Origin of the sequence: Stenotrophomonas sp. SAU14A_NAIMI4_5, from assembly GCF_003086795.1 — a bacterium.
Taxonomy (GTDB): Bacteria; Pseudomonadota; Gammaproteobacteria; order Xanthomonadales; family Xanthomonadaceae; genus Stenotrophomonas.
Genome location: NZ_CP026003.1, coordinates 753599 through 765427, shown reverse-complemented (window position 1 = coordinate 765427; position 11829 = coordinate 753599). Strand labels below are relative to the sequence as shown.

The following is an 11829-nucleotide window of genomic DNA, read 5'->3' as shown; positions in this document are numbered from 1 at the left end:
CCTCCTGTCGGCGTGGGCGTGGGCGTGCTGGTTCATGCGGCCAGCCCTCGCGCGGGATCGAAATCGATGCCGGTGATGAAACGGCGGCCGGCATGTGCCTTGATGTGCACCACGATGTCGATGGTGAGCTTGAGCAGGCGCTTGATGACTTCAAACTCAAGGCCAGAGCCTTCAGCCGAGGCCTTGACCATCAGCGCGAGCTGGTCCCAGGTCTGGGACGTGCTGCCGGCGTGGCAACTGGTGATGGAACCGGGGTGGCCGGATGCACAGTTACGGATGAAGTAGAACGACTCATCACCACGCAGCTCGGCCAGGATGATGCGGTCCGGCTTCATGCGCAGGCAGGCTTCCATGCACGACTTGGCACTGGTGTTGCTGGTGCTCTGGCCGCCCTTGGAATACAGCAGGTGCACCACGTTGGGCTGCTGCAGGAACAGTTCGCGGGCGTCTTCAATGGTGACCAGGCGCTCGTCGTGCGAGATGTGGTTCACCAGCGACTTCATGAAGGTGGTCTTGCCGCTACCGGTCGCCCCGGCCACCACGATGTTCTTGTGGTACTGCACGGCCTTCTTGAAGAAGTTGGCGTAGTCGCGCTGCGCACGCAGCTCCACCAGTTCCCTGTCGTGGTCACTGAGGGTCGGCGCCTGTTCGAGAATCTCGCCGAAGAAGCCATCCTCCTCGTACTGCTCCAGCGTCTTGCCGAAGCGTGCGGGCAGACGGATGGTGATCGACACCCGCCCGGCGTCACACGCCGGCGGGATGACGAACTGGGCACGCTGGCCGGTCGGGAACGTCAACGACACCATCGGATCGGCGTCGGTGATGCGCTGCCCGGTGTTGCTCTCATTGACCACGGCGGTGCAGAACTGCCGCGCACGTTCAAACGTGAGCGACGGGACCTCCACGCGGTTCCAGCCGGACCGGGTTTCCAGGTACAGCTCGCCCGGCCGGTTGATGCAGATTTCAGTCACGTCCGACGAATGCATGTGCTCGCCGATCCCGAGGATCTCGTACTGGTATTCCAGGAAAGCGTTGGATACCCGGGCGGTGGCGGATTCAGCGTTCATTTCTGCACTGGGTCACTGCTCAGCGGATCACGGACGAGAAGTCGACGTCGCGTGCGACGTAGACGTTCACGATCGTGCCCTGGTTGATGGTCACGGTCGGCGGACGGCTCATGTTGCGCTCCACCGCCATGTTGGCCAGGCGCTCCATGGTGCGCGCGGTGGCGCTTTCATACGGGTTCTGTACGACCGCACCGTTGACCACGGTGGACGTTGCCGGGCCGTTCTCGGCAGCGGCGTACTTGAAACCGTCAGCCAGGATGCTGATCAGCAGCGAGGAGGCGATGCGCTGGCCCCAATGGGCGTTGTAGTAGCCCGGCGAACCGGCCGAACCCAGCATGTCCACGCCCGGGCTGGACATGTTGATATCCAGGCCGGTGGGGGTGGTGATGCGGTCCCAGACAATGGCAACGCGGTTGCCGATCGTGCCGTCGCCACCGTAGGAGCCCTGCACCTTCGACCCGCGCGGCAGCAGCAGGCGCTGGCCATCGACCGAGTACACCGGTTCGGTGACCACGCACGAGGTGTAGCCCGGGAAGTCGGAGATCACCCGCGCCTGCAGCACGCAGCGGATGTAGGTGCCGCGAAGCAGCAGGGTATTCGGCTTGTACAGCGGCTGTGCGCTGGTGGGACCGTCCACGACGCCACGCGATGCCGGGCCGCCCGTCGCACCCAGCGCGCCGGGGATGCCGGACGCAGGCGGCGCGCCGGCCCCACTGTCAGCCTCGGCGCGGGCGTCGCCCATGCGACGTTCCACCAGGCTCGGGCCTCGGTTGGCTTCCTGGCCGCCGGTGCCATTCATCCCGCCCATGCCGAACCCTTGACCGGACGACGGGCGCTCATCGGTGACCGGCAGCGGCGGCAGCTCTTCCATCGCCGGTGCGGCCTGTGCGCTGCGCTCAGCCGGCAGGGCCGGCAGATCGCGCGGTGCCGCCGGGATGACGACTTCCTGGCGCGGGGCCTTGGCCACGGGCTCCTGCGGGGAGGACATGCCACCGGAGAAGATCCAGGCGGCCAGGCCTGCCAGCACGACGACGATGATGCCGAGGAACAGCAACGCCTTGCGATTCAGACGCTGGACGTCGTCGGCGCGCAGGTAGGGGCTGCCTTCGGTTTCATCCAGCTGCGGCTGGGCAGCGGCGCGACGGGTGTACGGGTTGTCGGCCAGGTGCGGCTCCGACGCCGGATCGACGTGGTCATTGGGAGGAATCTGATTCACTGCTCCGGTCTCCTGCGCAGGGCAATCGCATTGTCGCCGTGGCGCACGACGAGGTAGGCATAGGTGCCGTGGACGACAATCGTGTCGCCTTCCACGGTCGAGTTGACGATGAACTCATCGCCGGACTCGCTGTCACGCGCGAATACTGCCGGGAAGTTGCCGCTCGGGAACCGGCTGCGGTCGCCCATGCGGATGTAGGTGAAACTGCGGTCGTCATACACCGAGGAGGGAACCAGCCAGGTCGGCTGGCGCTTCTTGTAGGTGTAGTCGTAGCCGTAGTAGTAGTCGCGGCCCGGGACCAGCTGGGTATCGAGCGCCGACACCGGTGCATCGGGATCCTTGACCTTGGTCGCCGCAAATTCGGTGTCAGCCGGGTAGACCAGGCGCACCTTGTACTGCACGCCGGCGGCCTTGGCTTCATCCAGTGCACGCCAGCTGGTGGCAACCACCTTCAGTTCAAAGATGTAGGAGTGGGCCGCGGTGCGCACCATCAGGTTGGTGTCAACGTCGACGTTCTTCGGCTTCAGGTAGAAGACGTTCTCGCGACGGCTGATCTCCCAGCCGCCACCGAAGCCGCTGCTGTAATCGAGAATCTGCTCGTGCGGGCTCAGTTCGATCTGCGTGGTGATGCCCAGGCCGGTGCGCACCTGGTAGATGCGGTCAGGCGAGTACTCGTAATCCTCGATGACCTTCGCTGCCACGGGCGCGGAGGCACCGATGCAGAGCATCAGCACCAGACCGACGCGCAGCAAAGACTGCAACGTGTTACTCATCGTCCTACTCCCCCTTGTGCTGGCGCATAGCCGGTCTGCTCGGCCGGTTGCGGCGGCAATGCGCCGTTGTTCGCTGGGCCCGGCGGCAGCGCCTGCCCGGACGGATCGGTGGTCTCTGCCGGATACGCGGGTTCCCCCGGCATGCCCGGCATCGGTGCGGTAGCGGCGGCCTGCGCCTGCGCCTGCGGATCAGCGGCCAGCGGCACATCGGCCGGCGCATTCGGCGTGGGCGCGAAGTCGTTGTCCACGCGGTAGTTCATCACCCGGAAGCCGAGCGGATTGAGCAGACGATCTTCGTCGGCCAGGCGCAGTTCGGGATCGTAGGTGAATTCCAGCGTGGCGATCTTGTTGTCCAGCGGCTGCGAACGGCCCGTACTCTTGTCGAAGATGCTGCGCTGGAACCGCACGGTGGCACCACTGGGACGCTTGCCCTGGCCGCCGCCGATCAGCACGATGCTGGTGATGCGGACATGCAGGGAGCGCGACGCACCATAGATGCGGAAGGGCCGCTGCGGGTTGGCCTGGTTGTGCAGGTTCTGGTAGTCCGGCGCCACTGCCGGGCCGGCCATGGCCAGCGTACTGCGCCAGTTCCGCTGGCCGATGAGCCCCGAGTCATAGGACTCGCGCGTCAGCACAAACTGCGCCACGTTGCTCTTGTTGATCGCCTCTTCGGTGGTCACGTCGCGGTCACCGAAGTTGCCGCGCAGGCGGGCGACCGTGGCCGAGCCGGTGTAGGGATCGGCGACGACCAGGTACGGCACGCGCTCCTTCAGCGGCAGGAACAGCAGGTAGCCACCGGCAAGCAGCACCGACATCAGCACTGCGCACCAGGCGACCGTCCACGCGCGGCGCTCACTGCGTCGCGCACGTTCGGCGAGCGTGATTTCGTAGCTGACGCCCTGGGATACGGCATTTTCCACTGCCGCCGTATCGGTCTTCTTCTTTCCAAACATGGGCAGTCCTCAGCGAGCAGGCGCAGTAGGCGCGATGCCGGCTGCGGGCAGCCGATCCACGCTGGTCGCACCGCCGGCCACGCTGACGATGATGCGCGACTGTTCAACCGACACCACCACGCCCTGCGATGCATAAGCGCTGGACAGCGCCGCTGCGGCTTCAACGATGCTGGTCGTGCGGATGTCGCCCACCGGCACGTACAGGGTGTAGTCGTTGGGGTGCAGGTAGGACAGCGTCATGCCACCGTCCTTGGCCCACCGGGTCAGCAGGCCCTTGAGCGTGCTGTCCACGGGCGAGGACTGGTAGACATGGCTCTGCTGCAAGGGGATGGCATGGGTGACGTCCGACAGCCGGTTGACCGGCCTCCACTTGCCACGCGGTTCGGGCGCAGGCGGCGTAACGCAACCGGCCAGGAGAACCGTCATCAACACAACAGCAACTGCAATCAAATTCCGGCTAGGCATCCTGCGGCTCACGAAATCACCATTAACGGGTTACGAATCAGTGCAAACAGACATCGGCGACGCCGAGACAACGGCATCGAAGTCTGCTGAAGGAGCTGTGCGCAGCTGGGGGCCCCAGCGAACGCGTGGATTTTTGGCGCTCTGCTGGTGCTCAGCTGCGCCACGCCCGCAGGTCATCCCTGCCGCGCGTTCCCCGAATCCAAACATGTATTCATGAAACTTCCATTTCGTAGGCTCAGTCCGTTTACCGTTCAGATGATTCCGTTCCGCCGGCCTGTACCTCCCCAGTACCCAGCCGAATGGTCATCATCTACGGGGCGAAGGATATCTTCGGATTTGTCATCGCGTTGTGAACTAGATCACGCAACAGGCGAAATGAAAATGAGAACTCGATCACAAAAGTTATCCGCCACGTTTTGAATTTCAACGGATTTTCGCGCCGCTGTCTACCTCAGACGACGAGTTTTTAACAGTCGGCATATTCCCTACAAATCTGGCAACATTCCCTCCCCCGCCCAAGGGCTGATGACTCAGCAGGTGTGAAGTGGATCAATCAAGGATGGAAGAGTTCGTCACGAACGCCGCCCTGCTCGCTGGGCACCTGACACAACAATGTGAAAAGGCGGCTGCAGCGCAGGATGCGGCTGCGGCGCAGCTGCAGCGCGCGGCGACCGAGGTCGGACAGGGCGTGGCCAGCGGCCGTGCCGAGCTGGCGCAGAGCGCACGCGCTGCAGTGCGCGAGGCGCTGTCGCAGGAAATTCCCGCTGCAGTGGAAGCCATCGGCGATACAGGTGACCGGTTGGCTGCCCTCGCCGAGCAGCTCTCCCGCCAGCAGCTGGCGATGGCGACGCGGCTGCGCATGCTGACGTGGAAGGCACTGATCGCACTGGCATTGGGTGGCGCGGCGATCGTGGGTGGCACCGCATTCTTTGCCTGGAGCAATGTGCAGCGCGCACAGCAGGCCAAGGTGGAAGCGCAGGTGCTTGAAGCCTTGGAACAGGTCTCGATCACGTCCTGCGATGGCCGCCCGTGCATCAAGCTTGAAGACGGTCTGCAGCGCTGGTCCAGGAATGACGAGTACATTCTGGTCGATACACGCAATACGGCCGCAGCGCAGAAAAAGTAATGTCTTTCCTCAGCGGCGGCGCACGCACCGCAGGGCGTGTGCAGCCGATGCTGAGCCTGTAACGAGCCATTGTCCGGGTCGAAGGAACTGCCTTGAAAACCAACCGCCTTGTCATTTCCGCCGTACTTGCCCTGGTGCTCGCCTTCGTGGGCATCTATCTGGCCAGCTACCTGTCCGTGCTGTCGCTGGGACTGGACACGCGCGTCAGCGGCTTCGGCACCTTCTTCGACTACATGCGCAACATCAACCACCCGCGCGTACAGCCCTATGCATGGCGCATCAAGGCAGCCGGGGTGGGCGCCTTCGGCTTGATGTTCCTGCTGTGGGCGGGCCTGACGATCCTGCTTTTCAGGATGCGCAGCGACAGCAACATCCATGGCCAGGCACGCTTTGCCAGCATGCTGGACCTGGCCAGCAAGGGGTTCTTCAAAACTCCCGATGACGGCATCGTGCTGGGGCAGATGAATGGCAAGCTGATGCGCCTGACCGGCCAGCAGTTCGTCATTCTTGCCGCGCCCACCCGGTCGGGCAAGGGCGTGGGCGTCGTCATTCCCAACCTGCTCGATTACCGCGAATCGGCCGTGGTGCTGGACATCAAGCAGGAAAACTTCGATCTCACCTCAGGCTGGCGCCAGTCGATCGGCCACGAAATTTTTCTGTTCAACCCGTTCGCCGAGGACCGCCGCACGCACCGCTGGAATCCACTGACCTACGTGTCCAGCGATCCGGCCTTCCGCGTATCCGATCTCCAGGCGATCTCCGCCATGCTGTACCCCGATGGCGATGACAAGGACAAGTTCTGGACCAGCCAGGCACGCAACGCCTTCCTGGCGTTCACGCTGTACCAGTTCGAACTGAAAGACGCGATGCAGCAGACGCCCTACCCGACGTTGGGTGCCATCCTGCGCCTGTCTTCGGGTGATGGCACTGAACTCAAGCCCTACCTGCAGAAGCTGAACGAGTCGCCGTTCCTCAGCGACCAGGCACGCGCGGCCTTCGCTGGCCTGCTGTCGCAGGCCGATGTCACCTTCGCCTCGATCATCGGCTCGTTCCGGGAACCACTTAATCCGTGGCTCAATCCAGTGCTGGATGCGGCCACCAGCGCTGACGATTTCCGTCTGGACGATGTGCGGCGCAAGCGCATGACGATCTACGTCGGCATCCAGCCCAACAAGCTGGCTGAGAGCCGCCTGATCGTGAATCTGTTCTTCAGCCAGCTGATCAACGTCAACACCCGCACGCTGCCCCAGAACGACAAATCGTTGAAGCACCAGTGCCTGTTGCTGATGGACGAGTTCACTTCGATCGGCCGCGTCGACATCATTTCCAAGGCCGTGGCCTACATGGCCGGCTACAACCTGCGACTGCTCCCGATCATCCAGTCGATGGCCCAGCTCGATGCGGTGTATGGCAAGGAGCTCTCGCGAACGATCATCACCAACCATGCGCTGCAGATCATCTACGCCCCGCGCGAACAGCAGGACGCAAACGATTATTCGGAAATGCTGGGCTACACCACCGTGCGCCGCAGCTCGCGCACCCATTCGCGCGGCAACGCGCGATCGGTGTCGGACAACGAGGTGCTGGAGAAGCGCGCACTGATGCTGCCGCAGGAGCTGAAGGCGATGGGCCCGGACAAGGAAATCGTGCTGTACGAAGGACTGCCCAACCCGGTGCTGTGCAGGAAAATCCGCTACTACAAGGACCGCTACTTCACCAAACGCCTGCTGGAACGTGCCGAAGTGAAGCCATTGACGCTGACCACGCCGGCAGCACCTTCCGCACCGGGATTCAACCAGGCGCGCAGCACCACCGCACCATAGCCCTGTCATCTCTGGCCGCCATGCCGGCGGCCTGCAACGGACCGCACATCAAAAAGGACCCTGCCATGCGAAAGACTCTGCTTGCCACCGCCCTGTTCGCCCTGACCCCGCTGGCCGCCTTCGCTGCCGACAAGAGCCCGAGCTATACCTACGTCGAAGCTGGCTGGACCCAGACCCGGGTCAGTGATGATCTGCTGGATGATCCCAAACTGGATGGCGGTTACATCCGTGGTTCGTATGCGATCGGGCTGCAGGCCTATGTTTTTGGCGCTTGGTCGACGGTGTCGAAGTCGTACCGCGACAACGGTGCCAATCTCAAGCTGGAACTGGACCAGCCGGAGCTGGGTGTGGGCTATCGCTTGCCGATGAGCGACCGCGTGGATTTCACCGCTGACATTGCATGGGTCCGCCAGAACGCCGAGGCACGCCTGAAGCAGGCCGGCTTCGATACCATCCGGCAGAAGGATCACTTCAACGCTGGCCGTGCCACGCTGGGTGTGCGCACCGTACCTACGTCGAACACCGAACTGTGGGTGAAGGGCGGCTACCTTGACGGCAGCGACAGGGACGGCACCTGGGTAGGGGTGGTCGGCGGGCAGCTCAAGTTCACGCCGAGCTGGGGACTGGTCGGCGAAGTGCAGGTCGTGGAAGACATCACCCAGTTCTCGGCGGGTGTCCGCGCCACCTTCTGACGGCTGTTTGAGACGCGCGCGCGCGGCGGGCCCCGCAAGGGGTCCGCACGCTGGTCGGGGGCGGCACGGGGCCGTGACTCGCAATCTGTAAAATTTTCATTAAACTCAAGCCTCGGACGACATGAGGTCGCCACGGACTGCCAACTGGGCGGCCCGCCGATGGACTGCAATTCACAGGAAAATCCATGCGCAAGATCCTGATCGTGGCCGCACTGCTGGCCGCCGCACCGTTCTCGGCCTCGGCCGATGCCCTGAGCTACACCTACGTCGAAGGTGGCTGGACCCAGGCCAAGGTCAGCGACGACAGCCTCGATGATCCCAAGCTGGACGGCGGCTACGTGCGCGGTTCGGTGGCGCTTGCCGAGCAGGTGCACGTGTTCGGTGGCTGGAACTACGGCAGCAAGACCTATCACTTCTCCGATGGCTCGGTGAAGCTGGAACTGAACCAGCCGGAGCTGGGTATCGGCTACCACATGCCCTTCAGCGACCGCGTCGACTACACCGCCGACATCGCCTGGGTGCGTCAGCAGGCCAAGGTCACCGACCGCCTGGATGGTTTCGCTGATGAGACCTTCAAGGACCACACCAACCTGGTGCGCGCCACCATGGGCCTGCGTGGCAAGCCCTCGCGCATGACCGAAGCCTGGATCAAGGCCGGTTACATGGATGGCGGCAACAATTTCGAAGGCACCTGGGTCGGCACCCTCGGTGGCCAGATCAACTTCACCAAGACCTGGGGTCTGGTGGGCGAGGTCTCCGGCTACCGCGACGTCACCCAGTTCTCGGCCGGCGTCCGCGCCAGCTTCTGATTGCTCGATCCTCGTCGTGTAATCGAACGGGCTCCGCAAGGGGCCCGTTTTTTTTGCAACACATCCGATTCCACACGGGCGTTGCAACGGGTTAGGCTTTCGCGCCTGTGCATCACCCCATTGGAACCGGAACTCCGTCATGAAGACCCCCATCCGCACCCTGCTCGCCAGCGCCCTGCTGTGCGCCCCCGTGTTCGCCACCGCCGCGACGGCACTGACGCCGGAACAGACGCTGGACGTGTACGCGCGCGTGCTGATTGAAGACGATGCCGCTGCCGCACGCACGCTCAACGACGCCATGCGCAGCGCGCACGATGGCAAGGACGCGGTGACGCCTACGCCGGGCGCGCTGGCCAAGGCGCTGGCCCAACCGTGGATGGCGCTGCAGGCCAGCGTCGGCGGCACGCCCGACGCGGCCGCGACCGAAGCGCTGTACGCCAAGGTGCTGAAGGCATCGACCTGCCGCGCCACCGGCAGCAGCATCGAAGACAACGAGTACGTGGACGACCAGAAGATCGCCACGGTCGATTTCACCTGCAAGGTGGTGGACCTGGCCAGCGTGCGCCCGCTGTTCGCCGACAGCATGACCAGTGAAGACCCGGCCAGCAGCACGCGCTTCATCGACGCCTATACGCAAGCGTTGAAGAACGGCACGCAGCGCACGGTGAAGGGCAGCCAGAAGCTGTATTCCGGTGCCGGGCAGGCGTACTGGTTCAGCGGCAGCTTCGATGAGCTGGTCACCCCGGTGCTGGAAGCCATCGCGCCGTTCCAGGCGTGGATGGAAGATGCCGAAGCGGCCAGCGCACCGAAGGTGACCGGTGTGCCGGGTTGCGACCTGCTGCTGCAGCAGCACCGCAGTTGCGTGGCGAAGATCGCGCCGGAGCAGATCAGCGGCGTGGACGCGATGGCCGACGAGCTGAAGGCCAAGGCGCAGGTGAAGTCGGCCGACGAGATGACGCAGGAGTGCAAGGCCCTGCGTCCGATCGCGCAGATGATGTGGACCGACGAGTGCGCGTAAGGCGGTAACCGGCAAGCAGGCCACGGCGCCAACCAAGGTTGGCGTCTACCAGAGCACAGTAGATCCACGCCATGCGTGGATGGATCTCACCGCATCACGCGCGCAGCAGCAACCGCAGGTCATCCCCCACCTGGCGCTGGTCGACAACGCGCAGGCGGCGCTGCTGGTCCATCGCCTCAATACCCAGGCCAGCCAGCAGCGGGCGACCGGTATCCCCCAGCAGCGTCGGCGCCTGGTACAGCAGCAGCTCATCCACCCAGCCACCACGCAGCAGCGCGCCGGCCAGGGTGGCACCGGCTTCGGTGTGCACTTCGTTGATGCCGCGCTCGGCCAGCAGCGCCAGCACAGCCCCCAGATCCAGGCGGCCATCGATGCTCGGCACGCTGGCGAATTCGGCATCGGCCGCATCCGGTGCGCTCACCGCAGCATCGTGCACATACAACGTCGGCGCCCCACCCTCGCGCACGCGGCTGCATTCCAGAGAGCGCAGGCGGGAGTCCAGCACTACGCGCAGCGGCGGCATCACCTCGGTATCGGCCAGGCGCACGGTCAGCATCGGGTCGTCGGCCAGCACCGTATCGGCACCGGTGAGGATCGCACCGGCACGCGCGCGCCAGTGCTGCACGTCTTCGCGCGCCGCCGCGCCGGTGATCCACTTCGAGCTGCCATCGGCCATCGCCGTGCGCCCATCCAGACTGGCCGCCAGCTTCACCCGCAGCCACGGGCGGTTGCGCTCCACGCGCGACAGGAAGCCCTTGTTGAGCTCGCGCGCCTGCGTCGCCATCAGGCCCTCGCACACTTCGATGCCTGCTTCGCGCAACAAGTCGAAACCACCGCCATCGACCTTCGGGAAGGGATCGCGCAGCGCCGCGACCACGCGCGACACACCGGCTTCGATCAGCGCCAGCGCGCACGGTGGCGTGCGGCCGAAATGCGCGCAGGGCTCCAGGGTCACGTAAGCGGTGGCACCCCGCGCTTCGCTGCCCGCCTCGCGCAGGGCGAAGACCTCGGCATGCGGGCCGCCGGCACGCTGGTGCCAGCCCTGCCCGACCACGCGTTCGCCATGGGCGATCACGCAGCCGACCATGGGATTGGGGCGGGTGGTATAGGCGGCGCGCTCGGCCAGACGCAGTGCGTTGGCCATGTGCAGGTGGTCGAGGACGGTGAACGGCGTGGTCATGTGGCCATGGTAACGCCGCGGGTGTGGATGCATGCCATCGTGCCAACCAACGGTTGGCACCCACCAATGGACGGCCCATCGGTGCCAACCAACGGTTGGCACCCACCACCCACCCGGGCGTCAGCCCTTCTTCTTCTTGGTCAGGGCGATGACATCGCCCAGCAGCTGCAGCTGTTCGGTGCTGGACGGCAGGTCGCGTTCCAGCTTCTCGATCTCCTCGCGGAAATCGGCCACGTCCTCGAAGCTGCGGTAGACCGAGGCGAAACGCACGTAGCCGACGTGGTCGAGCTTGCGCAGTTCGTTCATGACGAACTCGCCGACCTTGATCGAGGGCACTTCGCGTTCGCCACTGATGCGCAGCTGGTGGACCACGGCGCGTACCGCCGCTTCGATCTTCTCTTCCGGCACGGCGCGCTTCTGCAGCGCGCGGTCGAAGCCGGCGCGCACCTTGCGTTGGTCGAAGGCTTCGCGGGTGCCATCACTCTTGACGATGGCCGGCAGCTTCAGCTCGACCGTTTCCAGGGTGCTGAAACGTTCGTTGCAGGCCTCGCACTCACGCCGACGGCGGATCGTCGCGCCGTCTTCGGAGACGCGCGAGTCGATGACCCGTGTATCGGCATGCTGGCAGAAGGGGCAATACATGGAACGCCTGGCTCAGGGGGAATACCAATCTGTCATCGTCATGACAGCGTCGCAAAGGTACCTGA

The 11829-nt window shown here is 64.5% G+C and carries 12 protein-coding genes; 5 read left to right on the top strand and 7 right to left on the bottom strand.

Annotated features, from left to right (window positions below):
* Positions 1-32: 32 nt before the first annotated feature.
* From virB11 to C1925_RS03405, 5 genes are read right to left on the bottom strand one after another with little or no spacing between them, the layout of a single operon-like run.
* A complete protein-coding gene (gene virB11, locus C1925_RS03425) occupies positions 33-1067 on the bottom strand; it encodes a P-type DNA transfer ATPase VirB11 (RefSeq protein ID WP_108767711.1) in 1035 nt (344 codons plus the stop codon).
* 19 nt (positions 1068-1086) lie between these two features.
* Positions 1087-2283 (bottom strand): TrbI/VirB10 family protein, encoded by a 1197-nt coding sequence (locus tag C1925_RS03420; protein ID WP_108767710.1) that lies wholly within the window; start codon positions 2281-2283, stop codon positions 1087-1089.
* Positions 2280-3011: a TrbG/VirB9 family P-type conjugative transfer protein gene (locus tag C1925_RS03415; protein ID WP_108770604.1), complete on the bottom strand. Its 732-nt coding sequence runs from the start codon at positions 3009-3011 to the stop codon at positions 2280-2282. Before C1925_RS03415 ends, C1925_RS03420 begins: the two co-directional genes overlap by 4 nt.
* Positions 3012-3052: 41 nt before the next feature.
* Positions 3053-4009, bottom strand: coding sequence for a type IV secretion system protein (locus tag C1925_RS03410; RefSeq protein ID WP_108767709.1), 957 nt, complete (start codon positions 4007-4009; stop codon positions 3053-3055).
* A 9-nt stretch (positions 4010-4018) separates the two neighbouring features.
* Entirely contained in the window at positions 4019-4435 is a 417-nt protein-coding gene (locus tag C1925_RS03405) for a hypothetical protein (RefSeq protein ID WP_108767708.1), read from the bottom strand.
* Positions 4436-5033: 598 nt separating this feature from the next.
* Here C1925_RS03405 and C1925_RS03400 point away from each other — a divergent pair.
* From C1925_RS03400 to C1925_RS03380, 5 genes are all read left to right on the top strand, one after another.
* Positions 5034-5600, top strand: a complete 567-nt coding sequence (locus tag C1925_RS03400) for a hypothetical protein (RefSeq protein WP_108767707.1) — start codon at positions 5034-5036, stop codon at positions 5598-5600.
* 113 nt (positions 5601-5713) lie between these two features.
* Positions 5714-7423, top strand: a complete 1710-nt coding sequence (locus C1925_RS03395; protein ID WP_254051424.1) for a type IV secretory system conjugative DNA transfer family protein — start codon at positions 5714-5716, stop codon at positions 7421-7423.
* A 65-nt stretch (positions 7424-7488) separates the two neighbouring features.
* Positions 7489-8115 carry an outer membrane beta-barrel protein gene (locus tag C1925_RS03390; protein WP_108767706.1) on the top strand — a complete coding sequence of 209 codons (627 nt, stop codon included), beginning with the start codon at positions 7489-7491 and terminating at the stop codon, positions 8113-8115.
* Between the two features lie 185 nt (positions 8116-8300).
* Positions 8301-8924 (top strand): outer membrane beta-barrel protein, encoded by a 624-nt coding sequence (locus C1925_RS03385; RefSeq protein ID WP_108767705.1) that lies wholly within the window; start codon positions 8301-8303, stop codon positions 8922-8924.
* Positions 8925-9063: 139 nt separating this feature from the next.
* On the top strand, positions 9064-9942 hold the full coding sequence (locus C1925_RS03380; RefSeq protein WP_108767704.1) for a hypothetical protein: 879 nt from the start codon (positions 9064-9066) through the stop codon (positions 9940-9942).
* A gap of 94 nt (positions 9943-10036) precedes the next feature.
* Here the strand turns inward: C1925_RS03380 and ribD are convergent, their stop codons facing one another.
* Positions 10037-11122: a bifunctional diaminohydroxyphosphoribosylaminopyrimidine deaminase/5-amino-6-(5-phosphoribosylamino)uracil reductase RibD gene (ribD, locus tag C1925_RS03375; protein ID WP_108767703.1), complete on the bottom strand. Its 1086-nt coding sequence runs from the start codon at positions 11120-11122 to the stop codon at positions 10037-10039.
* A gap of 120 nt (positions 11123-11242) precedes the next feature.
* On the bottom strand, positions 11243-11764 hold the full coding sequence (gene nrdR, locus C1925_RS03370) for a transcriptional regulator NrdR (protein WP_108767702.1): 522 nt from the start codon (positions 11762-11764) through the stop codon (positions 11243-11245).
* Positions 11765-11829: the final 65 nt, after the last annotated feature.

Bases quoted from the DNA above. Each gene is read 5' to 3' on its own strand.
- virB11 (WP_108767711.1), bottom strand. From the start codon at position 1,067: ATGAACGCTGAATCCGCCACCGCCCGGGTATCCAACGCTTTCCTGGAA.
- C1925_RS03415 (WP_108770604.1), bottom strand. From the start codon at position 3,011: ATGCTCTGCATCGGTGCCTCCGCGCCCGTGGCAGCGAAGGTCATCGAG.
- C1925_RS03410 (WP_108767709.1), bottom strand. From the start codon at position 4,009: ATGTTTGGAAAGAAGAAGACCGATACGGCGGCAGTGGAAAATGCCGTA.
- C1925_RS03405 (WP_108767708.1), bottom strand. From the start codon at position 4,435: ATGACGGTTCTCCTGGCCGGTTGCGTTACGCCGCCTGCGCCCGAACCG.
- C1925_RS03400 (WP_108767707.1), top strand. From the start codon at position 5,034: ATGGAAGAGTTCGTCACGAACGCCGCCCTGCTCGCTGGGCACCTGACA.
- C1925_RS03390 (WP_108767706.1), top strand. From the start codon at position 7,489: ATGCGAAAGACTCTGCTTGCCACCGCCCTGTTCGCCCTGACCCCGCTG.
- C1925_RS03385 (WP_108767705.1), top strand. From the start codon at position 8,301: ATGCGCAAGATCCTGATCGTGGCCGCACTGCTGGCCGCCGCACCGTTC.
- C1925_RS03380 (WP_108767704.1), top strand. From the start codon at position 9,064: ATGAAGACCCCCATCCGCACCCTGCTCGCCAGCGCCCTGCTGTGCGCC.
- ribD (WP_108767703.1), bottom strand. From the start codon at position 11,122: ATGACCACGCCGTTCACCGTCCTCGACCACCTGCACATGGCCAACGCA.
- nrdR (WP_108767702.1), bottom strand. From the start codon at position 11,764: ATGTATTGCCCCTTCTGCCAGCATGCCGATACACGGGTCATCGACTCG.